The sequence below is a fragment of the Paenibacillus mangrovi genome, assembly GCF_022898935.1.
GTDB classification, from domain to species: Bacteria; Bacillota; Bacilli; order Paenibacillales; family Paenibacillaceae; genus Paenibacillus_AQ; species Paenibacillus_AQ mangrovi.
In genome coordinates, this window is the sequence record NZ_JALIRP010000006.1 from 344,235 (window position 1) to 370,574 (window position 26,340).

Annotated in this window: 20 protein-coding genes; 17 read left to right on the forward strand and 3 right to left on the reverse strand. The window is 47.7% G+C overall.

The genetic code is table 11. The features are described 5' to 3' along the window. The first annotated feature begins 7 nt into the window (after window positions 1-7). Both MUG84_RS16865 and MUG84_RS16870 read left to right on the forward strand, forming a co-directional pair. A complete protein-coding gene (locus tag MUG84_RS16865) occupies window positions 8-1,663 on the forward strand; it encodes a response regulator transcription factor (protein ID WP_244726735.1) in 1,656 nt (551 codons plus the stop codon). 363 nt (window positions 1,664-2,026) lie between these two features. After that, a complete protein-coding gene (locus MUG84_RS16870; RefSeq protein ID WP_244726737.1) occupies window positions 2,027-3,304 on the forward strand; it encodes a Gfo/Idh/MocA family protein in 1,278 nt (425 codons plus the stop codon). 690 nt (window positions 3,305-3,994) lie between these two features. Here MUG84_RS16870 and yhbH read toward each other — a convergent pair. Beyond that, the gene (gene yhbH, locus MUG84_RS16875; RefSeq protein WP_244726739.1) at window positions 3,995-5,152 is read right to left on the reverse strand and encodes a sporulation protein YhbH; all 1,158 of its coding nucleotides are present in this window, start codon (window positions 5,150-5,152) and stop codon (window positions 3,995-3,997) included. Window positions 5,153-5,551: 399 nt separating this feature from the next. On the opposite strand from yhbH, the gene MUG84_RS16880 reads away from it, so the two are divergent. The 15 genes from MUG84_RS16880 to MUG84_RS16950 all read left to right on the forward strand — a co-directional run bounded on the left by MUG84_RS16880 (window position 5,552) and on the right by MUG84_RS16950 (window position 24,505). After that, on the forward strand, window positions 5,552-6,490 hold the full coding sequence (locus MUG84_RS16880; protein ID WP_244726741.1) for a copper amine oxidase N-terminal domain-containing protein: 939 nt from the start codon (window positions 5,552-5,554) through the stop codon (window positions 6,488-6,490). Continuing rightward, window positions 6,487-9,792, forward strand: a complete 3,306-nt coding sequence (locus tag MUG84_RS16885; protein WP_244726744.1) for a DUF5704 domain-containing protein — start codon at window positions 6,487-6,489, stop codon at window positions 9,790-9,792. Before MUG84_RS16880 ends, MUG84_RS16885 begins: the two co-directional genes overlap by 4 nt. A gap of 230 nt (window positions 9,793-10,022) precedes the next feature. Beyond that, entirely contained in the window at window positions 10,023-11,021 is a 999-nt protein-coding gene (locus MUG84_RS16890; RefSeq protein WP_244726746.1) for an asparaginase, read from the forward strand. Between the two features lie 49 nt (window positions 11,022-11,070). Further along, entirely contained in the window at window positions 11,071-12,498 is a 1,428-nt protein-coding gene (pepV, locus tag MUG84_RS16895; protein WP_244726748.1) for a dipeptidase PepV, read from the forward strand. A 42-nt stretch (window positions 12,499-12,540) separates the two neighbouring features. Then, window positions 12,541-13,998: a M17 family metallopeptidase gene (locus MUG84_RS16900; RefSeq protein ID WP_244726750.1), complete on the forward strand. Its 1,458-nt coding sequence runs from the start codon at window positions 12,541-12,543 to the stop codon at window positions 13,996-13,998. Beyond that, entirely contained in the window at window positions 13,995-14,693 is a 699-nt protein-coding gene (locus MUG84_RS16905) for a copper homeostasis protein CutC (protein ID WP_244726753.1), read from the forward strand. The genes MUG84_RS16900 and MUG84_RS16905 overlap by 4 nt, the downstream gene beginning before the upstream one ends. Before the next feature lie 210 nt (window positions 14,694-14,903). Then, window positions 14,904-15,965, forward strand: coding sequence for an SIS domain-containing protein (locus MUG84_RS16910; protein WP_244726755.1), 1,062 nt, complete (start codon window positions 14,904-14,906; stop codon window positions 15,963-15,965). A 23-nt stretch (window positions 15,966-15,988) separates the two neighbouring features. Continuing rightward, window positions 15,989-16,777, forward strand: a complete 789-nt coding sequence (locus MUG84_RS16915) for a DeoR/GlpR family DNA-binding transcription regulator (RefSeq protein WP_244726757.1) — start codon at window positions 15,989-15,991, stop codon at window positions 16,775-16,777. A 103-nt stretch (window positions 16,778-16,880) separates the two neighbouring features. Next, complete coding sequence (locus MUG84_RS16920) at window positions 16,881-17,864, forward strand: ROK family protein (RefSeq protein ID WP_244726759.1); 984 nt, start codon at window positions 16,881-16,883, stop codon at window positions 17,862-17,864. 56 nt (window positions 17,865-17,920) lie between these two features. Beyond that, window positions 17,921-18,787 (forward strand): class II fructose-1,6-bisphosphate aldolase, encoded by an 867-nt coding sequence (gene fba, locus MUG84_RS16925; protein WP_244726762.1) that lies wholly within the window; start codon window positions 17,921-17,923, stop codon window positions 18,785-18,787. 386 nt (window positions 18,788-19,173) lie between these two features. Then, window positions 19,174-20,145: an aldo/keto reductase gene (locus MUG84_RS16930; RefSeq protein WP_244726764.1), complete on the forward strand. Its 972-nt coding sequence runs from the start codon at window positions 19,174-19,176 to the stop codon at window positions 20,143-20,145. Between the two features lie 245 nt (window positions 20,146-20,390). Next, on the forward strand, window positions 20,391-21,500 hold the full coding sequence (locus MUG84_RS16935) for a DUF4349 domain-containing protein (protein ID WP_244726766.1): 1,110 nt from the start codon (window positions 20,391-20,393) through the stop codon (window positions 21,498-21,500). A 126-nt stretch (window positions 21,501-21,626) separates the two neighbouring features. Then, window positions 21,627-22,403: a delta-lactam-biosynthetic de-N-acetylase gene (gene pdaA, locus MUG84_RS16940; protein WP_244726769.1), complete on the forward strand. Its 777-nt coding sequence runs from the start codon at window positions 21,627-21,629 to the stop codon at window positions 22,401-22,403. A 249-nt stretch (window positions 22,404-22,652) separates the two neighbouring features. Beyond that, complete coding sequence (locus tag MUG84_RS16945; protein ID WP_244726771.1) at window positions 22,653-23,237, forward strand: undecaprenyl-diphosphatase; 585 nt, start codon at window positions 22,653-22,655, stop codon at window positions 23,235-23,237. Between the two features lie 122 nt (window positions 23,238-23,359). After that, a complete protein-coding gene (locus MUG84_RS16950) occupies window positions 23,360-24,505 on the forward strand; it encodes a phosphodiester glycosidase family protein (protein WP_244726773.1) in 1,146 nt (381 codons plus the stop codon). Window positions 24,506-24,623: 118 nt separating this feature from the next. On the opposite strand, the gene MUG84_RS16955 is transcribed toward MUG84_RS16950, so the two are convergent. Both MUG84_RS16955 and MUG84_RS16960 read right to left on the reverse strand, forming a co-directional pair. Then, the gene (locus MUG84_RS16955) at window positions 24,624-25,475 is read right to left on the reverse strand and encodes a DegV family protein (RefSeq protein ID WP_244726775.1); all 852 of its coding nucleotides are present in this window, start codon (window positions 25,473-25,475) and stop codon (window positions 24,624-24,626) included. Further along, window positions 25,462-26,340, reverse strand: coding sequence for a DegV family protein (locus MUG84_RS16960; protein WP_244726777.1), 879 nt, complete (start codon window positions 26,338-26,340; stop codon window positions 25,462-25,464). Before MUG84_RS16960 ends, MUG84_RS16955 begins: the two co-directional genes overlap by 14 nt.

The following is a 26,340-nucleotide window of genomic DNA, read 5'->3' on the forward strand; positions in this document are numbered from 1 at the left end:
AATCAACATGTATAGGCTTCTAATCGTCGATGATCTGCCTATTATCGTCGATGGTCTTCTTGAGCTGTTAGAGCAAACCGATTTGCCGCTTCATGTCATGAAAGCCTATTCAGGAGAAGAGGCTTTGGAGTTATTGAAGAATAACAAGATTGATATTGTGATCTCGGATATTAAGATGCCAGGTATTGGAGGCATTGAGCTGCTTCAAAAAATTAAAGACCTGTGGCCGTCGTGTAAAGTCATATTCTTAACGGGCTATAATGATTTTAGTTACGCAAGAAGCGCGATTACGTATGGTGGCTTCGAATACTTACTTAAAGTTGAGAGCGATGAGAAGATAATAGAATCCGTCGAGCGGGCAATTGCCAAAATTGAAGAAGAGCAGGATCAGCAGCAGATTATCGCAAGAGCGCATAAGAAGATGAGGCAGGCGCTGCCTTCGCTGCAGAAAGAGTATATGTGGGGGTTATTCCAAGGCAAACAGGTCACGGAATGCCAGCTTCGGCAAGTATTCCATGAAGTCGATATCCCTTTGGATGCGGAAATGCCTGTCTATATGCTGCTTGGCAGAGTGGATGCTTGGAAAGAAATGTTTACGACACCAGATAAAGCACTGCTAACTTATGCCTATCAAAATATTACGGATGAGTACTTATCTGAGCATGTCCGTTGTTTCTCCTTAGTGTATGATCTATCTCGCATTGTCTGGTTGATTCAGCCGAAAGAAGGCATGGCTGACGCCTCGGATTCTTTAGAGTGGTCCAAAGCCTATCAATATACGAGAGATACTCTCGAATGTGCGCAGGAGACATGCAAGAAGTTGCTGGGGCTCTCGGTGTCCTTCGTCCTTGGTACGGAACAGACGGCATGGAGCCATGTATCCGATCGATTCCATTCGATCAAATATTGCTTTGTGTATGGTCACGGTTTATCGAGTGGAGTGATTCTGAGCGATACCGAGATGGAAGGAAATGATAATCAAGGAGCGGGAAGCCGTCAGGATTTCTTCTATCATACGAGGGTACAATTCTTGATGACCTGTCTTGAGAACAATCACAAAGAGCAATTTTACAAGCAGTATGCTGAATTGACGGCCATTTGGAACGACCCGCTAACACCTTATGAACGCAAAACCGAATTGTATCATTCGCTTTCAGCGGTGTTCCTATCGTATATCAATAAAAATCAAGTTATTCGCGATTATGTGAATACACTGATCGATTTGGATCCTTTGTTCAAGCCAACCGACAATATTTCTTGGTCGGATCTTACGCAATACTTTTACGAGATGGCTTCTTGTATCTTCGATTGGAATGATTCGTGCAGGACGGAGCTGCCAGCGGAAGTGATTCAAAAAGTCCATCGTTATATTGAAGAAAATATCGCGAAAGATATTTCCCTAAATGCACTGGCAGATTATGTGGGCCTCAATCCATCTTACTTCTCAAGGCTGTACAAACAAATGACCGGCATAGGTCTATCGAAATATGTGAATGATTACCGGAATCTGATCTCGAAGGAAATGCTGCTGAATACGTCGATGAAAGTCAATGAAATTGCGGCTGCGCTTGGCTACAATTCCGCGCTTGCCTTCATTCGCTTTTTTAAGAAGCAAAACGAAATGACGCCACAAGAATATCGGATGATGCGTTCGAGTTCATAAATGGAGCCTTAAATTCAAAGTCAACAATTGTATATAAAATGTAAGTAACGGTCTCTTTAACCGTCCGGTGCCCTATTTTAGAATGATGGTACGTGGGCTATATAAGTTGAACCCCAAATTGATTTTACGGATGAAGGCAGCCGGGTGAAATGTTCTTACGATCGCTGTTGTTCCCAGATTTCTATGATTTGAACCTATCAATGGTTGAAATCCGCTCAGTAAAGCATATGCTTTCGATGTAGCTTTCCTACGGAAAGCTTTTAGGCGAACGCTCCGCTTCTTCAGAATCATTTCCCCCTCTAGCCTCTCCTTATCAATTTCTTTAGTTCAACTTATATAGCAAGATGGAGGAGGAAGAAGTCTGTGAGAAAACTAACAGCAGTAGTATTGGGTGCTGGCAGCAGAGGTCGACTTATTTATGGACCTTATGCGGAGAAATTTCCGAATGAATTACACATTGTCGCTGTCGCGGAGCCTAATGAGGAACGAAGAAATCAGTTCGCGGCTATTCATAACATTGCGCCGGAGCATGTCTACAGCACATGGGAACCGGTATTTGAGCAGGGGCGTATTGCCGATGTGATGATTATCAGCACGTTGGATCGTCTCCATTACGTACCCGCAATGAAAGCGATGGAGCTGGGCTATCATGTATTGCTTGAGAAACCGATGTCTCCATCGAAAGATGAATGTATTGAGCTGGAACAAGCTTCGCATCACTTCAAGCGGTTGCTTGTCGTTAGCCACGTTCTTCGTTATTCCCCATTCTGGTCAGGTATTAAGAAATGGATTGAGGCGGGCGAACTTGGTACCATAGCAACCATTCAATTGACCGAGAATGTCGGCTATCAACATATGACGCATAGTTATGTGCGCGGGAATTGGCGAAAATCAGAAGAGACAAGTCCGATGATTCTAGCAAAATCGTGTCATGACCTGGATATTATCTCTTGGTTGATGGGACAACCATGTACTCATGTGAGTTCCTATGGATCACTGCTTCATTTCCGTTCGGAGAATGCTCCGGAAGGCTCAACGGATCGTTGTATCAACGGATGTGAAGTGGAGAAGGAATGTGCGTTTTCTGCGCTTAAAATGTATATGCAGCCGCCGGAGCATCCTTGGGCGCGTTATATGCATATCAATGATCTTTCACAAGAAAGCATCTTAAAGGCGCTTGAAGAAGGACCATTTGGACGTTGCGTCTATCGCTGCGATAACAATGTGGTCGATCATCAGGTCGTGAACATGGAATTCGAGAACGGCGCGAATGCTTCGTTCATCATGTCGGGCCTCACGCAGAGTGGAGCTCGCAGAGTTCAAATCATGGGTACGAAGGGCGAGATTATCGGAGATATGGATAAAGGCAGCTATACTTTATACCGTTATGTTACCGGTGAGAAGGTGGAGATTGATTGCAACGTAGCAGGAGACGGTCACGGCGGTGGCGACGAACGATTGATTAGCTCCTTCCTGCGAGATGTCCGTGATTTCGATACGAACCCTTCCAAAGGTTTAACTTCGGCAACAGCCTCGCTGCAGAGTCATCTGATGGCCTTTGCAGCAGAGCAATCCCGGTTAAACAGCGGCCAGTCAATTAAGCTGGTGGATATGATAACGAAACGTGAAATAGGCGTATAATTGAGTTCAAATCACTAAAAGCGGCATAGGATCGAGCGAAGTAGCGCAGATTGTCGGCCGAATGACAGAAAAAGACGTTGCGCGGTTGCCCTGTGGCAGCCAAACAACGTCTTTTTGCTCAACTCTGATAAGAAGGGATATTCAGGATAGCGCTCTATATTAAGGTATGTCGGCGTGGGTACTGCTGCGGTTGTATTGATTAACTACTCCGTAGTCGTAGTATTTTTTTCAGTAAAGCGTTGGAATCGGAGGACATTCGGCGGTATAAATATATCTTGGATCAAATCTATAAAACGTCCAGAATGCCCCGTACCATCTATAGCCTGAAACTTCATCGAACTCTATACTAGTTGGGTAAAACCAGAAATTCTCTCCAGTCCAGAGCCGGACATACGTTATTTGATATAAACACGGATTTGGTTGTACGAATGCAGGGGGATGAGGTGGTGCGGATGGCAAAAATGACATTGGATTCCACTCCTTTAAGTAGATATTCACTAAGCTAAATTAAATCGTATTTCATGATACGTAGGTGAATACCTAATTGACTGTGCAGATGCCTATTTGCTGGATAGAGGAAGTTCGCCTAAGCTGATGACAACAAAAGACGTTGTTTGACTGCCCTGTAGGCAATCGCACAACGTCTTTTTACTTAACTCTGATATGCAGGGCATAAACCACAGTCCGTACTCAGGTCAACGCTCCTTCCTGCTTATGGAAGAACGTACGGAGGGCCTGGTAGACTTCACCCTTTTCCTTAATGACATAGTACATAAACTGATTCATCTTAATATTGCGGTAGGCCGACATGAGGGTACTGCTGCGGTTGTATTGGTTGACCTCCCCGTATCCGAACATGTTGCTGACCTTAAGCAGCTCTCCGATCAGTCGAACGCAGCGTTCATTGTCCGAAGTCAGGTTATCGCCGTCCGAGAAGTGGAATGGATAAATATTGTATTTGGAGGGCGGATATCGGCGGTCGATGATTTCAAGCGCTTTCTGGTATGCGGATGAGCAGATGGTTCCGCCGCTTTCTCCCCGCGTAAAAAAGTCCTCTTCGGACACTTCCTTCGCTTCGGTATGATGCGCCAGAAAGACGATGTCCACCTTTTCATACTGCCGCCGCAGAAAACGAGTCATCCAGAAAAAGAAGCTGCGCGCGCAGTATTTTTCAAAAGTGCCCATACTGCCGGATGTATCCATCATGGCGATGATGACGGCGCTAGAGTGAGGGACCACAATTTCCTCCCAGGTTTTGTAGCGCAGATCGTCAGGGCTGATGTGGTGGATGCCGGGATTTCCGGTGGTTGCATTGCGTCGTAGGTTCTCGAGAATCGTACGCTTTTTGTCGATGTTGGACTGCATGCCCTTTTTGCGGATATCGTTAAAGGTAATAGATTCGGTCTCCACATCCTGCTGTTCTTTGGGCTTCATGAAAGGGAGCTCCATTTCCTCGAAAAGCATGTTTTCCAGATCCTCCATGCTGATTTCGGCTTCCATGATATCGTATCCGGGTTGATCTCCAGCCTTTTCGCCCTGCCCGGGCTTTTGCACTGGATCGCGTCCGAGTACATCGCCTACCTGACTGTCTCCATCTCCCTGACCCACATGCTTTTGCTTCTGGAAGTTATAGATAAAACGGTATTCATCCAGGCTCCGGATAGGCACCTTGATGATCTGTTTACCGTCTGACATGACAATGCTTTCTTCTGTGATGAGATCGGGCAGGTTCTGTTTAATCATTTCTTTCACTTTTTCCTGATGGCGGACCTGATCCTGATATCCTTTTCGGTGCAGCGACCAGTCCTCCTTGGACACGACAAACAGCGAATGATCGTTAGAATCCATGTTCAGCACCTCCCAAATACGTATACTCGGCTTTAGATGTGATGAGTCATTATTAATCAATTATATTCACGCGTAGGGACGTTATGTGATGGAACGGAAGTAAAATACTGAGCTTTATTAATTGTAAGGAAATTCATTTTTAGGATGATTGAGTGTTTAATCGACTGTTTATGACAAATATTGCAAAAAACTTGGTGTATACTGCAATTGTCCTAGTTATTTAGGATGATAGATTCAGTCTTTTTTTAGCGTCACCTATACATAGGGTTTAAGGGAGGTATGCTCCAGATCATTCACGTGGGCAAGCAGTCCCGTAGGATAAAACAAAAGGAATTGGATTGTGCAGCGGCGACCGTTTTTAGGAAGACAAAAAATGTGATTGATAGGGAGTGTAGTTTCGTGAAAAAAGTGATACCTATTTTGCTGGCAAGTTCTTTATTGTTATCAGGCGGTTTGATTGTGAAAGGTTCATCAGCCACGGCAGCTTCTGCTGCAGGGAAAATCGAGGTTCTTCTCGATGCCAAGAAAATTCAGTTTCCAGATGCACAGCCATATCAAGATGCACAAGGCAGCGTGATGGTTCCGATCCGTTTTGTTTCTGAAGCCCTGGGGGCTGAGGTAGGATGGGAAAAGGTAAACGGCCAAATGGCTGTATCGGTGAAAAATGGTGATCATACGGTAAATATGACGGTTGGCCAGGAAGTGGCGAGAGTGGATGGAAAGGACAAGTCCTACGGAACCAAAATTGAGCTGAAGCAAAACCGGACATTCGTTCCGTTGCGTTTGGTCAGTGAGGGCCTTGGCCAGACGGTAGAGTGGGATAAGGTGGGGCGCTGGGTTTGGATTGGGAAGAAGGAGGCTCCGAGGCTAGATGAGGCGGGGTTAAAGACAGTGGATATTGGTCCGTTTAAGAAATATTTTAGCGGAAGTGATTACCTCTTGAAGGATGGTTATGACCAGCCTTACAAAAAGGTCTTACTCTTTAAACGATCAAATTTGCCTGCAGCGTTCATAGACGATTTTTATAGTTTGGATTACGTTGTAGAATCCAATGGTTTGGCATATATCAGGGCACGAACAAAGACCAAGTCTGATTCTCCGGGGGACATTTTCTTTTTAACAAAGGATAGCAAACCTCGTGCAAGGAACCCTGTCTACAAAAAAACGATTAATAATCAGGATGGTACAAAAACCTTCTTTTTTCCTGTAGTCTCTTGGCTCGATGATTTGGACGGGATCAAGAATTATACCAAATTTAAAATAAACGAAGTCCTCTACATTGGGATTAGACTTGCTTCTGATGAATACATCCCCTTAATGGAGAATCCATGGAAATGAAACCTTTACAGTTGTTGTGTATTAAGGGATGGAAGATCCTGCTCTCTCTAATTGTAATTTTGACTTCGATTCCTTTTTATATTTCAGCACCTAAAGCAGAGGCAGCGAGTGAGATTACACCCCTTAAGTATCACAAGGAAAGCAATTATCGTTACTTTGTCGGTATGTTTTATTATGAAATGTGGCGTAATTCAGCTGGTGAATGGGTTCCAGACAAGGTTGGACCGAATATGGGGAAATATGGAGATGCCACAAATACGTATCGCTTTCAGTTTCCGGGACGGAAAATAAAGAAAGTTGAAACCCCTCAGATTTATGTTCATACGCCGGATAATGATATCTATTTCAGTGATTCGCGAGATGACGATTATTTTATATACAGAGATTCAGTTAGTGTAGGTGGTATCAATAACCAGATCAAACCGATTTCAACTACCGGTGTTGGTACAGATACGGCTACAATCCCTGTCACGGTTACGATGTTGCTTAACGCACCCAAACCAAAAGACATTACCGAAGAATCAGGAGGCAACTTCGATCCCAATGTAAAAGGAGTCCGCATATACCAACCCATCCTCTTCAAAATCGAACTAGCCACCCAACTAAACGTCAAATATTACACCACCGACGGCAAGTCACTAAATGATATTTTCACACCACGAGTAAACGAAGAGATGATTGTGGGGAAAGATTATTCGTTTACACCACCCACCCACAATGACTATGAATTTGTAGGCTTCAAAAAATCAACGACAGATGAACCGCCAAGCGGGGCGATCCAGCCTGGAAATCCCTATTCTTTTAAGTATGATGGTTCATTTGAAAAGTACACATTATTCATGTATTACAAAAAAAAGAATGGTGATGAGTGCCCACCCGGCCAAACATGTGGACCACCACCACCGAACCCACCATCTTGCACTACTCCGGCCCCGGCTCAATCAGTACACGGCGAACTACTTGATCCAAATGTCTCCGCAGTCATTAAAGCTGATAACAGGGGCAGCGAAAAGTTCGATGTATTGCAGGGGATTTCTACCTCCGAAAGTTTATACGGGAACGTCAAAACGAAGGAGTATCTCTACAAGAATACTTTTACGCAAATGAAAGGCGTTTGCACGTACGAGGTCAAGGTGAAAAAGACTTACAACCTGGAGTGGGACCCGGGCAAGACGGTACCAGACGCAGATGGAAAAGGGACCCACGAAGAGCCTGATCCACAGCATGATACCGAGGAAAAAGAGTACACATATACGGTTGAGCGCCCCTATTCTTTTTGGAAGATTGACAATCTTGAAGTTTATGACATTCATCATGCAACGCTGGGCAACTATGCTTGGGATACCGTGACAATAAACCCGGCTGGCTACACCTCTCCGGTGTATACCTCGGCTCAGGATGGCAATTTCTATCCTCCGGATCAGCCTGGAGAACAGACAGCGCCTTCAGAGACAAGGTCAGGAGGAAAAACAAGGCCGGACGTTCCGGATGAACAAGGAGCCTTTAAAGGATTAGCCGAGCAGGCCGTAGCCAAAGTGGAGGTCGAAAACGACTCTCTCATCTTTAACAGTCAAAAGATTATGAACAGCCAGCGTTCGCAGGAAAACGGTCCGACTCCCGTGCAAATTCCGCAGCCACAGATGATCAATGACAATGTGCTTTACAGCCCGGGACATGTCATTAGCACAAGCAAGACGAATAAGAGCAACCAGCCCAGCACGGGAGAGATCTTTTACAATCTGATGAGCGGCAATATTAACGGTGGGGCAAACAAAACGTTTGCGATCAATGGAATCAATCCGATAACGGTACATACTCCTGTTGTTATTTACGCTTCCATCTCGGATGACCAGGCGCATAACCAAAAGACCACACCGGCAGCCAGCCGGGATGCCACCATTCTGGATCGGCCTTTTACGATTTATATGCCAACGAGCGGGCAGCACCGCAATATTCCTGGCTATGGAAATCGGGATTATGCCAAATACGTACGCGACAAGCAGGTAAGGTTTCCGTTTGATGTCTACACAGCAGACAAAAGCAAGTTCATCCCCAAGAACACCTGGGTTTCGATTCCGGTGATGCAAACGTCGTTTACTTTCTTTTTGCCGGTATGGGTGGACGAGGGATTTTATGATGTGGAGTTCCGTACAATTGCAGAGAATGCGCCGGCGAACTTTACGACCGAATCGCAGGCCAATCTAGATCTTGCCAATCATGTTGCGACAGATGTAGTGCCTGTCGACGTCATCGGCCGACTCTATGATTTTCACATCACCGATATTGCCGATTATAACTGGGAAAAAGTTTTCCGTACGCAGTCCGGCAGCGCCAACCCAACAGGCATTTCCTACTGGGTAGGCCAAAAAATGATCGACGGCGATCCCCGCGGGAATAACGCAATCTTTACGCTGCCGATAAGGCCGGGCAGTAATCCGCTGCAGGGCTACAAAAACGTATCTGTCAAAATGGGGTACCATTTCAAATTTGATTTTAAAACGAAAGGCAACATGTTCGGGTCGCTGGATGGCATCCGGATTACGCCAAGCTTTTACTATGTGAGCAAGGACGGCAAGGCAGTTAACGCAAAGGGAGAAACCCGTGTTCCGGTGGATCTCTACTACAACACCAGCAATAATAATTTCGTCAAAGTGGGCTCCGCCCAGGATCAGGTTCAGCGTTACGTTATTTTAAATGACCGGCTCCGCAATGTACCAACCGTGGAACTGAGCGACACCGCAAGCTATAAATTCGGGCATGGTGGACAAGCCGGAGGGACCAGCAAAAATCAATACATTCAAAACTATCTCAACGTCTTTACGAAGCAAAAAACGCCGGTTGGTAGCTATAGTCTGCTTATTTTACCGGAACAGTTGCGAACCTTCTTAAGGCTGCAGGACAGTATTCCAGCATCTGTCGATCCAGAAAGGGCAAACGTATCGATTCAAAAATGGTACGGGGAATATAGTCTGCCGGCAGAGCCTTTTGTAGTAGCAGCGGGAATGAATGTAGCCGAGTATGGACGAACGCATGGAGGACTAGACAGCAAGTCTCCGATTTTCCTGAAAAATGGCTATATCGTCGTCAATTTCAACATTGAGTCGATCCAGCAGGGTGATCTGAAAAAGCCTCATTTGCAGTATATCTACGCACCGCTGATGAATCAGTGGGCTATGGAAGGCTTTAAGCGCAATATTCAGGATGCTTATGGCAACCGATTCACATTAATGGATGGTGACGTCGTATTTTACAATGCGGATCAATCCAGCCGGGATGATTTTAGCTCGCAGGTACCGCATTAAACCGTCGGGATTACTATAAGAGAATATCGAAATCAGGGAACAGGTAGAATTTGATTGATCGTGTTATTAGAGGGGGAGCAACCAGCTCCCTCTTCTTTTTTAAGATGAATGTCTTTATTTTTTTGTGGTTTTTATCCAGTTTACTGGGGACTTTTCCCTCGGATTCCTTTACAATATTTACAATAGCGGACAAATCATGTCTTGAACAATATCAAAAGCGGGGGATAGTGATGTATTTCAAACCACTAGTGGAAGAATTTCGCGCAGGCGTGCTTGAAAATGTTCATCTGGGCGTTTTGTGTGGCGTGAATGACAAGGGTGAATTGATTCATGAGGTAGGAAGCGCGGAGCATGTGACGTTCCTCCGTTCCGCAGCCAAGCCTTTTCAAGCGATTCCGGTCATGAAGCAGAACATTGCCGGAAAATATGGATTGACCGATGCCGAATTAGCCATGTTCGCCGCATCGCATCGCGGAGAGACCTACCATATTGAAGCATTGGAATCGATTATGGGCAAAATCGGGCTGACGGAGGATCAACTGCTCTGCTGTCCGACCTATCCGCTGAATGACGAGCCGAAGTTCGCTTGCATGCGTGAAGGCAAAGCACCGAGAAGACTGTTTCATAACTGCTCCGGCAAGCATCTGGGAATTATCGCCACGGCCAAAGAGATGGGCTATGACACCGAAACCTACTGGCAGCTGTCGCATCCGATTCAGCAGGACATCCTGCATACGCTTGCTGACATGGCAGATTATCCGGCCGAGCAGATCCAAATCGGCATTGACGGCTGCGGCTTTCCGATCTTCGCGCTTCCACTGCAAAATATCGCCAAGGCTTATTTGAAGCTCGCCTGCCCGGATCTAATCCAGGATGAAGAGACACGTGAAGCCGTGAAAAGAATGACGTCCTACATGCATGCCGCACCGGATAGCATCGCAAGCCATCGTTTTATTTGTTCCGAGCTGCTGCGTGACGACAATATAGTTGCTAAAGGCGGAGCCAAAGGCGTGTACTGTTTTTCTTTAATTCAGGAACGGGTAGCTTTTGCGCTTAAAGTCATTGATGGTTCGGAAACGCCGTGGCCGATTATTGTCGCTTCGATTCTGGAACAGATCGGTTACAGCAACCAGGAAACGATAGACAGACTTTACTCCGTCGTGCCGAAGGAAATCCAAAATGATAATCATATTGTTGTCGGTGAGCGGAAAGCGGCTTTTACTTTTTGATATCAGGGTGCAATTATACATCAAAGGGGATCAAAAGGAGCGGATATTCATGAATTGGTATGAGCAGGCGGTCAGCCGTAAGGCTGCCATGCTGCATGATTTAAAGGGATTGCTCGGCATTCCGAGCATTTTTGATCCTGACACCGCTGCTCCAGGGCAGCCGATGGGCGCCGGAATCGCGGAAGCACTCCGCTATATGCTGGATCTTTGTAAAGCGGAAGGGTTTCGGGTCTGTAATCATGACGGATTTGTCGGCTATGCCGAATACGGACCGGTGGATGCCGAGCATTACATAGCGGTGCTGAGTCATCTGGACGTGGTGCCTATATCGGGGGAGTGGGTAACGCCTCCTTTTGAGCCTGCGGTTCGGGATGGCAGAATCTACTCCCGTGGAGCCATTGATGACAAGGGGCCGGCCATGGCTTCTTTTTATGCTTTGAAAATCGTGAAGGAGCTTGGATTGCCGCTGAAGCACCGGATTCGGCTCATTTTTGGGACGGATGAAGAACGGACGCACCGCTGCATGGAGAAATATAAGGAGCTGGAGCCGATGCCGGCCTGCGGATTCACGCCGGATGCGGAGTTTCCGATCGTTTGCGCGGAGAAGGGACAAATCAACACGCGCATCATGTTTCCTTCCGGACATCCCGAGACGGGTACAAAAGGGGATTTCGAGCTGATTTCCTTTCATTCAGGTGTGGTGGCCAATATGGTGCCTGAAGCGGCTGAGGCTGTTGTGGTTGGTGATCCGGAGCGTCTGAAGGATATGGAGCATGAGTATCTCGCATATTGCAACGAAATGCAGCTTCAAGGCAAGGTTGAGCGTAGTGATCAAAGTCTTGTACTTCATATGGCAGGAAAAGCTGCTCACGGAATGGAACCTCAGCTTGGTATCAATGCAGGTCTTGCGTTGATTCATTTTCTGAAGGACCTCGCTTGGAACGGCAGTGCGGGTCACTTTCTGTCAACGGTCGATACGCTGCTATACAACGATGTTTACGGGCAGGCACTCGGAATTGCAATGGAGGATGACATCAGCGGGCCACTAACGGTCAACAGCGGACTTCTCCAATACGAGCCGCAGGGAGAGACCTTCTTTCATATCAATCTGAGATTTCCGATCTGCGGAAGTTATGATGAGCTGCTTAAGAAAATTTCGTCCAAAATAGCCGCATATCATCTGGTGATGGAGCCTCCAAGCTTGAAGAAACCGCATTATGTACCGGAGGGGCATCCGATGATCCGGGCACTTCAGGAGACGTATCTGGCCGAAACCGGTCAAGCCGCGGAGCTTCTCTCCACAGGAGGCGGTACATACGCTGCCCACTTCCCGATGGGCGTTGCTTTCGGGCCGTTGTTTCCCGGAATGGAATCTACGGCACATCAGTCTAATGAATATATCGAGATAGAGCTTCTGCTTCGGGCCACCGCTATTTATGCGAGAGCAGTAAGTAAGCTAGGTAATCTGGAGCTTTAAGTATCATAAGTAGAACTAATTCTTTCGCAAAGGGATGCGTGGATGATGGAAATCAAAACGGGAACAGAGCAAAACGCTAATGTGTTGATTGAATTGGTATTCAGCGATGGAGAATATTCACCCGAACTTCCGGTCTCTGCAAAAATGAAAGAACGCGGAGCGTTAGCCTGGTTTTACGGCCGAAGTTCCAGTGAGCAGGATATATTAATCATCGGACTCGGATCCCGCGCTAAATTCAGTATGGAAATGCTGCGCGAGGCTTCCGGAAACGCCGGCCGTGCCATTTCGGATGCCGGGAAGCAGACAGCCGAAGTAAATCCGGCATGCCTTCATGACCTGTTCGGTTCCACCGTATGGCCCCATGAGGCGGTTACCGCTTGGGTGGAAGGTTGGGAGCTGGGAACGTATGAATTCAATAAATATAGAATGGCTGAGAACCGGACACCGGTAGAGTGGGTCCAGTTGAGTCCGGCTCCAGGGGAGTATGCCTATGCCGCGCAGTTAGGTCGGATTCGTGCCGAAGCCACATCCTTGGCGCGTGATCTGTGCAACGAAGCAGCGAGCGATCTGAATCCCGCAGCTTTTGTAGCACGAATCCGACAGATTTTTGACGGCAGAAATGTGAAAATCCATGTTTATCAAGGGGAAGAGCTGAAGCAGCGGCAGATGAATGGCCTGCTGGCTGTTGGCGCTGGCAGCGAACATCAGCCTGCTATGGTTGAGATCAGCTATACAGGGGATCCGAATGCGGATCATCTGGCATTGATCGGTAAGGGCATAACCTTTGATATGGGCGGCATGAATCTGAAGGATGCCCGTGATCTAAGCGATGCGCGCTTCGATATGGGCGGGGCGGCTGCTGTGATCGGCGCGATGGATCTGCTGACACGTATGGAGGTAAAAGCGCGGATCAGCGCACTTATACCGATTGCCGAAAATGTGCCGGATGGCGGAGCCTATCTGCCTTCGGATGTGGTCCGTTATCCAAACGGACTTGCGGTTCATGTGGTGAATACGGATGCCGAAGGACGGTTAATTCTAGCTGACGCTATTTTGCATGCTATCCGGAGCGGCGCACGGCAGATTATCGATGTCGCTACGCTAACGGGGGCGGTTGGGCACGCGCTTGGACTGAAGGTTGCAGGTGTGTGGGGAGATGCGGATTATGCCGTGCAGTTGATGGAGATCGGAGAACATAATGGCGACCGCATCTGGCGGATGCCGCTTGTAGACGAGGACGAGGAGCTGCTAAACAGCCCTTATGCCGATTTGGCCAATCTTCCTACGATTCCATATGGCGGCGCCAATATGGCTGCGCTGTTTCTGCGCCGTTTTGTAGATTCGAAAGCGCGTTGGTGCCATATTGACATGGCTAACACGGTTCAGGTACCGTCCACCCGTGGGTATAAAGTGACAGGAGCAACCGGATATGGCGTAAGACTTCTTGCCGATTTTGTGTGTGAGCAGATTTCCAGAGGGGAAAGAGGAGAGAATTCATGAAGCTTGAAGTCATAGCAACGAATTTGACGGACGCGCTTTTGGTTGAAGAGGGCGGCGCCGATCGGATTGAGCTCGTCACCGGAATTCTGGAAGGAGGGCTCACGCCGGGACCCGGTTTGATCCGGGAAACGGTCCGCCAGCTGCATATTCCGGTTCACGTGATGGTGCGTCCGCACAGTCAATCCTTTGTATACGACGAACATGACCTGCGAACCATGCAGGAAGATATCGCCTTTATTAAGGACTGTGGCGCGGCAGGCATCGTGCTTGGCGCCATGGCTCCAGATGGATCGATCGATACGGCGGCACTGGATCAGCTGCTTGCGGGAGCGGAAGGCTTGAATGTAACTTTTCACCGAGCGTTTGACGAAATCGAGGACCAGTTGGCTGCCTTGAACGTGCTTGTCCGCTATCCGCAAATCAACCGTATTCTGACTTCGGGTGGCCCTCTGCCGGCTCCGAAGTCAGCTCCGCAGATCAGGAAATTGGTAGAAGCAGCCCAAGGCACAGGGATCCGCATTTTGGCAGGATACGGTCTCACGGTGCCTGTACTTCATGATTTTATACAAGCAACAGGCGTAGAGGAGGTCCACTTTGGATCGGCTTTGCGCAGCTATGGCGACAACCTGCAGCCAGTGGACCCTATCCGGGTTCGGGCTGCCAAACAGGTGATTGAGGATCTATTCAAGGGATGACGTGTATGACGATGTGGGTATCGGTGAAAGAGCAGGATGCGTAGTCGCAGCCTGCTCTTTTTACGTGTAAGTATGTAAATTCGATAGATCTTATCTTTTTATAATTTGCAAAAATATATCATATTTATGATTGAATATTTCATTATAGTGAAATATACTGTCATTAGTAAGACTCATCATTTCATTATTAACGACTGGGGTGGATATGAAGTGTCAGAACAGTATGGTGTATTGACGTATCCTGAAATCGGAGGGCAAAGCGAAGCGCTCGCAGCCGCTTGGAAACAGCTGGAGCAGCAGCAAGACTGGGTGGACCAGTATTTCAAGAGCGACAAATATGACGAAGTCATTTTTATCGGGTCGGGGACTTCTTATTATCTTGCATTAACCGCGGCAAGCACCTTCCGCAAATGGACCGGCAAGAGCGCAAGCGCACATCCGTCTTCCGAGATCTATTTGTTCAGAGAGCAGGCCGTTGCAGCCAAGAAAGAAGTGCTTCTCGTCGGCATCTCCCGTTCCGGGGAATCTTCCGAAGTAATTCTGGCGCTGGATTCCGTGAAGGATCTTGCCGGATGGACAACATGTGGCATCACCTGCGATGAGGAAAGTACGATGGCGAAAAACGTTCCATGTCTCGTGTCTCCGCTGGGCAAAGAGAAGAGCACGGTTATGACGAAATCTTTCAGCAGTATGACATTCATGCTGCAGGCAGCGATGGCGAAGGCCGCTGGAAGCGAAGCTCATCTTTCCGAGTTGAAAGAAGTAATAGAGCTCAGCAAGGATATCGTAGCCAAAGGAGATGCAGCCGCCAAAGCGATGATCGACGGCCATCCGGAGCTTAACAAATTCATCTACCTGGGCATGGGCGCTTATAACGGACTGGCTCAAGAGGCTTGCCTTAAATTAAAGGAAATGTCCTGTGTATGGACGGAAAGCTTTGGTACAATGGAATTCCGGCATGGTCCTAAATCGGTTGTGGAGCCTGGCACGATGGTATGCCTGTTCTTGTCCGAGAATGCCAGAGCCTATGAAGTCAAAGTAGCACAGGAAATGAAGGAATACGGCGCATATGTGGTGATCGTGACTGCAGAAGAGGGAGAAGACACATCTTTTGCGGATCTGGTCTTTGCCACCGGAGGACGCAACCTGAGCGATGAAGCCAGAGCCGCACTCAATATGCCGTTGGTTCAATATATCGGTTACTATACCGCATTGCGGGAAGGAAGAAACCCTGATAGCCCGCGGAATTTGACCCAGGTGGTCAAAATCTAATATCAAAAAGGAGCGAATTAGCTTTGCGTGAACGAAATGGATCGAAAGAAGAACGTCAGGAACAGATACTGGATTATATCCTACAGCACGGTTCTATCTCTCTTCAGGAGGTCGTCTTGCAGTTCGAATGCTCGGAGGCGACAGCCAGACGTGACCTGGAGGCTTTGGAAAAGGCAGGAAAGGTCATCCGGACGATGGGCGGCGGAGCGAAGCCTGCGGGACTAGTCTCTGGAAGGGAGATTCCATTTCACGAAAAGCAAAACAAGCTCTACCGGGAAAAAGAAAGCATTGCACAGCTTGCAGCATCCCTTGTAGAAGAAGGGGATGTGATCGGTTTGACGGGGGGCACGACAACCTATCTGATTGCCAGGGCGCTTAAAAACCGCCGGAACATAACAGTCGTGACCAATGCGGTGAATATCGCGATGGAGCTGTCGGAAAATGAGGATGTTCAGGTTGTGCTGACCGGCGGCATGCTCCGCAGCAAAAACTTTGAGCTGTGCGGCCCGCTGGCCGAGCGGACACTTGAAGCGCTGAATATCCATACCATGTTCATGGGCATTGACGGCTTTTCCGTGGAACAAGGAGTCAGCACGTATTCCGAGCTCGAGGCAAATACGGCCAAAATGATGATGAAGCGGACGGAACGGACGATCGCCGTATTTGACCATACGAAGGCCGGACGGAATTCCCTGTTCCAGGTTGCTCCGGTGACGGCCTTGTATGGAATCATTACCGATGAAGAGCCTGGAGAGGAGCTCCGCGAACGTCTGACGAAGGAGCAAGTAAAGGTCTTCGTGACATCAGATTAATTTTTCATCTTCTTGACTCATGATGTTATATCAGAAATAGTTTTCATTTCTTCAGTTCAATTCATAGAGTCAACAAAATTGAAGATGCAGGGCAGGTGTGAAGATGGAAGTATATGCTGGCGTGGATGTTGGCGGTACCAACATCGTATGCGGCTTGGTTAGCTCTTCCGGCGATGTCGTATATCAAATCAAACGTGCAACAGAAGTCTCGAAAGGACCGGACGCGATTTTGGAAAAAATCGCAGCGATGATCGAAGAGGCGGCAGTTGCATATGCAGAGCAATCAGGCGTGGATATCTCGGTCACAGCCGTTGGCATCGGACTACCGGGATTCGTTGATCCAGAGGAAGGGATCGCCCGGTTTGCAGGCAATCTTGGCTGGCGGAACTTGCCAGCGGTACAAAAGCTGCAGGCCAGACTAAATCTGCCGATTTATATTGATAATGACGTACGCACATACGTATACGGAGAAGCCATGTACGGAGCGGGTCAGGGATACAAAGATGTCTTGGGCATTACCGTTGGTACCGGTATCGCTTCGGCCGTGGTGAATGAAGGGAAGCTGTTTTACGGCTTTCGCAACATGTCCGGGGAACTCGGACACATTGTAATGGAAGGTCTTGAAGATCCTTGTCCATGCGGCCTGCATGGATGCCTGGAAACATACGCTTCCGCTTCGGGAATGGTCCGCCAGGCATTGAAGGCGCTTCGCGCCGGAGAACCGTCGATTCTTCAGAGCTGGTTCCCGGATGACAAGCTTGAGAAATTGTCCGCTGCGGATCTGTCGCGCGCCTACGATCTTGACGATCCATTGGCCAAATCCATCCTGGAAAAGGCGGGTACCTTGCTCGGACGTGCCTTGTCTTATGCCGTTCCGCTGGTCAGCCCTGAGCTGATCATTGTGGGCGGAGGTGGTGCCTTGGCAGGAGACCGTCTGCTAACACCGCTGAAAGAAGAACTGTACAGCCGGATTTTGCCGGATTACCGGGAGCACTTGAAAGTGGTGACGGCTCTTAATAATGACGATGCCGGAGTGACCGGCAGCGCCATGTACGCCAAGCAGAAGTATTGCAGCTCTTCAATGTAAGCCGTTTTTATCATCCTATCATTAACAGCAAATCCACACATAAAGGGGAAATTAACATGGCACTCGTTTCTTCTACTTCTTTATTGCAAACCGCAAGACAGAATAAATACGCCATCGGCGCATTTAACGTGCATACACTTGAAATGCTGCAGGCTGTGGTGGAGGCGGCTGAAGAAGCCCAGTCCCCGCTGATCATTCAATCCACGGTAGGTACGGTGAAGCATCTGGGACCGGATTATATCGCTGCTGCGGCCACCGTCGCTGCCAACCGCGCCAGTGTACCGATCGCGCTGCATTTGGACCACTGCTCCGATTTTGATATCATCATGAAATGCATCCGGGCCGGATATACATCGGTCATGATCGATGCATCACATTCGCCGTTTGAAGAGAATATAGCCATGACGCAAAAGGTTGTGGAAGCAGCCAATGCGGTTGGCATCAATGTCGAAGCGGAGCTGGGCAAAGTCGGCGGCGTCGAGGATGACATCGTCGTGGACGAAAGAGACGCGCTGCTCGCTGATCCGGCCGAATGCGCCGAGTTCGTGGAACGCACGGGTGTGCATACGTTAGCACCGGCGATCGGAACGGCACACGGCATTTATAAAGGCGACCCGAACATCGACTTTGACCGCATCAAACGTATCGCCGATGTGGTGAGCGTGCCGCTAGTCCTGCACGGAGGCTCCGGCATTCCAGAGGAGCAGGTAAAGCGTGCGGTTTCTCTTGGCATGGCCAAGATGAACGTGGCGACTGAGCTGCGTATCATTTTCTCGGATGCAATCAAAGCGGTTTTCGCTGCAAATCCGGAGGAAAACGATCCACGCAAATATATGGTGCCTGCCAAACAAGCGCTTAAAAAAGCGACAATGGAAAAAATGCAGCTTTGCGGCTGCGTAGGACGCGCCGGCGACTTCCGTTAATATTTGAGCATTAATAAGCTATTGATATACTTTTACAGAACATAGACTGTATCAGCGCTATATCTAAAAAAGCCTATCTCATTCCTGGATTTATGACCAGGGAGAGACAGGCTTTTTTCCGTTCAACGCGGCTTTAAGTAGTCAATGAAGATACTTTTCACAATATTGAGCTGCATGATACAGACATCTTGATTGACTGCTATTTTAATTTTAGGAAAAGAAATATTTGATATTAGTTCTTAGGGGCGCATCTTATCATTAGATTAAATCATCTGAAAGAAAAAGTCTATTCATTTTTCAGGAATTCCTCTATATTTTGGTTAACTGCTTCCGCGGAGCAGATCATCTTCTGTAATCATTCCATGAATAAATTGAGGAGAACATATATGGAAAAACGAAGGCTAGGTCAACTTGAAGTATCTGCAATGGGTCTTGGATGCATGGGGATGTCCGAATTTTATGGTGCAACAGATGAGAAACAATCCATTCGAACGATCCATAAGGCACTGGACTTAGGTTTAAACTTCTTCGATAGCGCTGATATGTACGGTGTCGGAGGGTCAAATGAAAGCCTTATTGGCCATGCATTAAGGGGACGTCGTTCTCATGCGATTTTTGCTACAAAATTCGGAGTTGTTCGCGATTCACAGGGAAATGTTCTTGGAATAAATGGACACCCTCAGTATGTTTTTAAAGCTATTGATGAAAGTTTACGAAGACTTGGTACTGATTATATCGACTTGTATTATCAACATATGCCAGACCCTAATGTTCCGATTGAGGAAACAGTGGGAGCCATGAGTGAACTTGTGAAAAAAGGAAAAGTGCGTTATATAGGACTATCTAATGTCGGAGCAGAAGCTTTAATTAGAGCTAGTAAAATCCATCCGATTACGGCTCTACAAGCCGAATATTCCTTATGGAGCCGCGAGGTTGAGCAAGTACTGCCTACGATAAGGGAACTGGGATGCGGCCTCGTGGCATATAGTCCTCTAGGGAAAGGTTTTTTAACTGGAGCTATCAAACGTTACGAGGACTTTGCTGACAATGATATCAGACGCCACTTCACTCGATTTCAAGGTGATCATTTCAAAATAAATCTCGATCTAGTCTCTGAAATTGAAGAGATTGCTCGAGAAAATCAGGTAACATCTTCACAAGTTGCTCTTGCCTGGGTGCTGCTTCAAGGGAAAGATATTGTCCCTATTCCAGGCACAAGCAAGGAAAAAAGATTGATGGAGAACGTAAATGCTTTGCAAGTCCAATTAAAGCTAGAAGATCTGATCAAGATCGACAATATTGCGAGTCAAATCGTAGGAGATTTCGATGTCTCAAGCGATACTCTTGAAGCTCTTTAGTTACAAACGGCGGCGGATCCATCATCAACATTCCCTCGATCGCCGGCTTCTGATGAATCCTCCTTCATCACGGGTGCTGAACTTGCAATCAACGGCGGCGTATCTGCAAAATAATATTTTTTTGAGAAAACAAGGCTCTTCGGGAATAGCTCCCGGGGAGCTTTTTTTGTGCACCTGCAACCTTCCAAATGATGGATTCGTTAGTAAATATAAGTGAAAATAATAAATATCCAGGGGGGCTATTTATGAAAAAATGGGGGGCATGGATTGCCGCGCTGCTGCTTATGATCATGCTGGTCAGCGGCTGCTCATCAGGGTCACAGGACAAAGCAGCGGTGGCAGAAGACGGCAGAGCAACAGACCAAATGGCTAGTAGTGCGGATAGAATGGCCGTACATGGCATGAATGAAGCAGCAAGTGAACCTTCAAGCAAGAACTCTGAAGCCAAAAGCGATAGCGTGTCAGAAGCACCTGCAGCACCCGCAAGTACCGAACCCAAGCTTCCCAATACTGCTTCGCAGACATCTGCAGGGGTAGCTGGTTTTAATTCGCAGGATGGATCGGGCGGACTGAACAAGAAGCTGATGTACAAGGCCAATATTGTGATGGAGATTCCGGATTACGGAAAGGCACAGTCGGAAATCCGCAACATGGTTACGCTGTCCGGCGGATATATCGTCAATTTCAGCGAAACCCAGTCCATGAGTGAAAAAGGCGGTACGTTTGTCATTAAGGTGCCTGCGACCGGCTTTTCCCCTTTTCTAAACAGTCTGGAGAAAATCAAACATGAAAATATGCAGCAAAGCATTGAAGGCCAAGACGTAACGGAGGAATATGTCGACCTCGAATCCAGGCTCAAGGCAAAGCAGATCATGGAGGAGCAGTATACCGACTTCATGAAAAAAGCAACCAAGACCAATGATCTTGTCGCTTTTGCGAATGAACTGGAGCGCATTCAAACAGAGATCGAGCAGATTAAGGGACGGATGCGGTATATCGATCAGAATGTATCCTATTCCACGATAGAAATTCGTATTTACGAAGCAGTAAAGGAACCTGTAAAAGAGAAGGAGAAGGATATCCAGGCGCCTTTGGGTAAGCGGGCTTCGAACGCTTTTCAGGGAAGTATCGATGTGATTACGCTGATACTGCAGTGGATTGTCGTTATTCTCTCCGGTTCTCTTCCGCTTCTGATCATCGCAGCCATCTTTTTGCTGGTTTTCTGGCTGGTTAGAAGATCGAGACGCAGCAGCCGGGAAGAAGCGGCCAAGAAACGAAAGGAACTGAACGCTGGTTCAATTGCGGATCCAAAAGATGAAAAAGCTGTAAGTGAAGATCCAAAGGATGAGCAATAAATACCAGGTACCATCTTGCGGGACAGGAATTGCCGGAAAATAAACACATAACTTTGCCTGCGCTGTGGCATATTACCTCTAGTTTGTGAATGCAGACAATTCTTGAATGGAGGGGTGATTATCCACATGAAGCGTTTTGTGATCGTACTGGCAGCGGTTCTCCTTCTATGCTGCGGCTTCCAGCAAACGGCGTCTGCGGACGGTCCTTACCATTTTGGCTTCAAAAAAAGCAAAAACGGCCAGCCTGCTTCAATTAACGAAGAAGGCTTTAAAGAGGTTTTGCAGAAAAATGATGCTATTTTTCTGGGAGACACGTCCCGCAAGGAGCTTTATTTGACGTTTGACAACGGTTATGAGAACGGATTTACGCCTAAAATTCTGGATGTGCTCAAGGAGAAAAAGGTTCCGGCTACTTTCTTCCTCACAGGCCATTACGTCAAGGATAAACCTGAGCTAGTGATGAGAATGTTAACGGAAGGACATCTGGTCGGCAACCATTCCTGGTCTCATCCCGATATGACGCAAATCTCCGACCAACAGCTGAAGGAAGAGCTGGAAAAGGTGAAGAGGGCTGTATCGGATTCCACCCGTCAGCAGGTCATGATGAATTTTGTCCGGCCGCCACGGGGGATTTTCAGCGATCGCTCTTTGGCTCTAAGCCGTTCCGAGGGTTATGTTAGTGTGTTTTGGTCGATTGCCTACAAGGATTGGGACGTAAACGACCAGAAAGGCGCTGAATATGCCTACAGACAGGTGATGGCCCAGCTTCATCCGGGAGCCGTGATCCTTCTGCATTCGATCTCCAGAGACAACACGGAAGCACTCGGACGGATTATCGATGGGGCTAGGCAGCAGGGCTACGAGTTTAAGAGCCTGGATGCATTAAAGGTAAAGAACTACTGACCCGAGCCTTCAAGACGTCAGGAATCAAGAGGTAGCCATATAGGGCCGCCTCTTTTTATATTATTAAGTCAGCCGGAAACGGCCTTGTGTCCGCCCTTATGGGGCGGGCTTTTTTTATGCGCCGCAGGAGCAGGATTTGAATGAAGTGGAGGAAATCTATTATACTGAACATCGAACCCAAGGACTTGTTGATAGAAACTTTGACATCTAAGAGCAATTACAGCAGGAGAGGGGAAGATTGTTATTTCTTTGACATCATGGGATTATTCGCTGTTTAGCTGGATCAACAATGCAGCGGGCAATTATCCAGCCATAGACGCAATCATGCGATTTTTGTCTGAAAACGCGGAGTATTTGTTTTATTTGGCCATCATTGTGTATTGGTTTACCCGTAAGCGGGAGAATCGGAAGATGGTTGCGCAGGCTTTGGTCTCTGCCTGTTTGGCATTTGGGATAGGAATGATTCTTAGCCATCTGTTTTATCGGGACCGGCCGTTTGTGGCCCACCATGTTCACCAGATGATTGAGCATGCGGCCAATGCCTCGTTTCCGAGTGATCATTCCATCGGTTCGTTTGTGATTGCATCCTCGATTTTCTTGTACCGCAAAAGGGATGGGATCGTCTGGTTAGTGCTTGCGGCACTTATCTCTTTTTCGCGGATATGGAATGGAGTCCATTATCCAATCGATGTTCTGAGCGGGGCGATAATTGGGATTCTGTCTTCTGTGGTCGTACATCAGTTGTTTACTAAGATGGATTGGCCGCGGAAACTGATGTCCGGTGCTATTAATCTATATGAAAGCGTGGAATTCCGAGTTTGGCGTAAATCGTAGCCTGAAAAATGCCTGTTTTTAGCTTTTTTTCGACAAATTTGAAACATTTATTTCCCGGGAAACGTCTATTTTACAAAAGCTGTATAAATTAGGATTCTAGTAAGTATGGGGGAGAAACGACGATGGAGCATACTCCACTGCCTAAAAGATCCACGGTAAGACAGCAAAATAAGACACCATCCGTTAAACATAAGAATCGAAAAAAACGTAAAAAAGGCTTTGGCTGGTTCGTATCTAGGCTGACATTGACCTTGCTGATTGTGTTCATACTTGGGGCAGGCTGGCTTTTTCTGACACCTTCAGGCAACGAGTACCGCTTTCTTGCTGCGGACACCTTAATTACGACACAGCATCGTTATTTGGCGAAATATATCATCGGGCAGGCCGAGCTTGATCGCAGGGTCGCAGAGTACAACAAACGGTTTGAATCTATGGGAGAAGAAAAGGATACCCATCAAATTAAGCTTCCGGCTTCGGAGCAGACGTCCTCTGAGGCGAAGAAGCCTCTCGTTGAGATCGAAGAGATTTCGGGCAAGGGTTATCACGGGTATGTGATGACTGTTAATGATCCGACAAAAATACGCCTCGGTGTACCGCAAGCTCGTGGAAAAGGCGAAAAGGTCTCCAGCATGGTAAAGCGTACGGGAGCTATAGCGGGCGTCAATGCCGGCGGATTTGCCGATCCGAACTGGAAAGGCAATGGCTTTAAGCCGATCGGTATTGTGATATCTCAGGGTAAGCTGTATTACAATGGTCTTGGCAACAGTTCATCAACTCAAGTGGTTGGCATTGACAAGACCGGCAAGATGATAGCCGGCAATTACTCCTTGAAAGAACTAAGCAAAATGGGAGTTCAGGAGGCCGTAACTTTTCAGCCGCGTATTATTGTTAACGGCAAGGGCTTGATCAAGAATGCCAGCGAGGGCTGGGGAATTGCGCCACGTACGGCCATGGGACAGCGGGCGGACGGTGCCATTCTGTTCGTAGTCATCGACGGCCGTCAGCCGTCTTACAGCATCGGGGCGAACCTGTATGATGTTCAGCAAATTATGCTGAAGCATGGCGCCGTGATTGCGGCCAACCTCGACGGGGGATCGTCTACGGTACTGGTGAAAGACAACCAAATCGTCAATAAACCTTCCTCCGAATATGGAGAGCGTTATTTGCCAACAGCGTTTCTCGTGTTTGATCATCCGGAAGATGTGAAAATGCCTAATATTTGGGCCGGTTTAAATCCGAATGATATCGACCCGGGCAAAAAGAAATAAAGAAAAACGTCTATCGCCGTAATTTCACGGACTTATTAAACTTTTTCAGACAACAAAGGACAGCCGCCATGGCTGTCCTTTGTTTGATCTATTAGAATTTATAATTTCCGGGGATATTTTATAATTTCTTACTGTACATGATGCCGATCGTTTTTGGGCCGCAGTGACTGGATATGACACAGCCTGCAGTTGAAATGGCCACTTCACGGGCGCTCGTTTTTTCCTGAAGCACCTGCTGCAAATATTTCGCTTCGTCCTCGGCAAAGGAATGGACGACGATCATCAGATCATTGTCCATCAGGCTGGTTTTCTCCAAGGCATTATGAAGCATTTGGTTCATTGCCTTTTCTTTCTTGCCCCTAACCTTGTAGGCCGGGGTCATTGAGCCGTCGATCACTTTAATGACCGGGCGGATATTCAACAGGCTTCCAAGAAAATTCTGAACACCGGAACAGCGTCCGCCTTTGTAAAGATATTCAAGGGTATCGATGACGAATTCGGTCTCAATCTCCGGCCTAACGGCCTCGAGCATGCTGACGATTGAATATAGGTCTCTGCCTTCTTTGGCTGCATGGACCGCTTTCATCACAAGCAGGCCAATGGCGCTCGACAGATTGCGGGAATCGACGATACGGATCATAGCATCCGGAAATTCAGCCGCAGCAATCAAGGCATTCTGGTAGGTAGCGGACAGCTCGGAAGACAAACTGATGTATAAAATAGAATGACCCTGCATGGCATACGGCTCAAAAGCAGCCATAAAATCCGCAGGGGAAGGGGCGGCTGTCTTCGGAAGGCTTCCGTTTCGGGCGACACGCTCATACAGCTCCGCTGGCGTAATGTCCACTCCGTCTCTTAACTGCTCGTCCCCAAACACGACATACAGAGGAATGATCCCGATATCATATTGATCAACCCATTCCTTAGGCAGGTCACTGGTGCTGTCCGTAAAAATTTTAAGATTTGGCATGAACATCTCCCTTACTATCTTTTTTCACATACAGGATTCCGATCGTTTTCGCACCGCAGTGGGAGGAAATGACGCAGCCGGCATCCGAGATAGCGACTTCGCGCGCGCCGGTCTTTTCCTCAAGCATGCGCTTCAACTCTTGGGCATCCTCTTCTGCAAGTGAATGCGTCACAAAGATCAGATCATTGTCCATTTGGTCATGCTTGTCCAAAGCGTTGTTCAACATTTGCTCCAGTGCCTTTTCCCTCTTGCCGCGAACCTTGTAGGCGGGCGTCATTTTACCGTCTATGACTTTAATGACCGGGCGGATTTTGAGCAGGCTTCCGACGAGGTTTTGCATGCCGGAGCAGCGTCCGCCTTTGTAGAGATAATCGAGAGAGTCAATGACGAATTCCGTCTCGACCAGCGGTTTGATTTCCTCAATCAGCTCAGCGATTTCCCGGGGACTTTTTCCCAGCTCTGCGGCTTTGACGGCTTTCATGACCTGAAGTCCGATCCCGGTGGACAGATTCAGTGAATCGATGACTGTAACTTTTCCTTCCGGAAATTCTTCCGCGGCGATCACTGCGTTCTGATATGTGGAAGAAAGCTCGGAGGATATACTGATGTAGACGATTTCCCGGCCTTCTTCAACAGAAGGGGCAAAAGCCTGAATGAAATCCGCTGGCGAAGGAGCGGCTGTTTTTGGCAGACTGCCCGTTTCGTTCACTTTCACATACAGCTGCGGAGTTGTAAGATCCACCCCGTCTTTGTAAGTCTGGTCTCCAAACGTTACGTAGAGTGGAATAAGACCGATATCATATTGGCGCAGCCATTCCGGAGGCAGATCGCAGGTACTGTCGGCAAATATTTTAACTTTTGGCAT

What these genes read in the sequence shown, in the direction of transcription:
- pdaA (WP_244726769.1), top strand. Translation starts at nt 21,627, where the DNA reads ATGAAGCGTTTTGTGATCGTACTGGCAGCGGTTCTCCTTCTATGCTGC.
- MUG84_RS16890 (WP_244726746.1), top strand. Translation starts at nt 10,023, where the DNA reads ATGTATTTCAAACCACTAGTGGAAGAATTTCGCGCAGGCGTGCTTGAA.
- MUG84_RS16885 (WP_244726744.1), top strand. Translation starts at nt 6,487, where the DNA reads ATGAAACCTTTACAGTTGTTGTGTATTAAGGGATGGAAGATCCTGCTC.
- pepV (WP_244726748.1), top strand. Translation starts at nt 11,071, where the DNA reads ATGAATTGGTATGAGCAGGCGGTCAGCCGTAAGGCTGCCATGCTGCAT.
- MUG84_RS16865 (WP_244726735.1), top strand. Translation starts at nt 8, where the DNA reads ATGTATAGGCTTCTAATCGTCGATGATCTGCCTATTATCGTCGATGGT.
- MUG84_RS16955 (WP_244726775.1), bottom strand. Translation starts at nt 25,475, where the DNA reads ATGCCAAATCTTAAAATTTTTACGGACAGCACCAGTGACCTGCCTAAG.
- yhbH (WP_244726739.1), bottom strand. Translation starts at nt 5,152, where the DNA reads ATGGATTCTAACGATCATTCGCTGTTTGTCGTGTCCAAGGAGGACTGG.
- MUG84_RS16920 (WP_244726759.1), top strand. Translation starts at nt 16,881, where the DNA reads ATGGAAGTATATGCTGGCGTGGATGTTGGCGGTACCAACATCGTATGC.
- MUG84_RS16960 (WP_244726777.1), bottom strand. Translation starts at nt 26,340, where the DNA reads ATGCCAAAAGTTAAAATATTTGCCGACAGTACCTGCGATCTGCCTCCG.
- MUG84_RS16935 (WP_244726766.1), top strand. Translation starts at nt 20,391, where the DNA reads ATGAAAAAATGGGGGGCATGGATTGCCGCGCTGCTGCTTATGATCATG.
- MUG84_RS16905 (WP_244726753.1), top strand. Translation starts at nt 13,995, where the DNA reads ATGAAGCTTGAAGTCATAGCAACGAATTTGACGGACGCGCTTTTGGTT.
- MUG84_RS16900 (WP_244726750.1), top strand. Translation starts at nt 12,541, where the DNA reads ATGATGGAAATCAAAACGGGAACAGAGCAAAACGCTAATGTGTTGATT.
- fba (WP_244726762.1), top strand. Translation starts at nt 17,921, where the DNA reads ATGGCACTCGTTTCTTCTACTTCTTTATTGCAAACCGCAAGACAGAAT.
- MUG84_RS16950 (WP_244726773.1), top strand. Translation starts at nt 23,360, where the DNA reads ATGGAGCATACTCCACTGCCTAAAAGATCCACGGTAAGACAGCAAAAT.
- MUG84_RS16930 (WP_244726764.1), top strand. Translation starts at nt 19,174, where the DNA reads ATGGAAAAACGAAGGCTAGGTCAACTTGAAGTATCTGCAATGGGTCTT.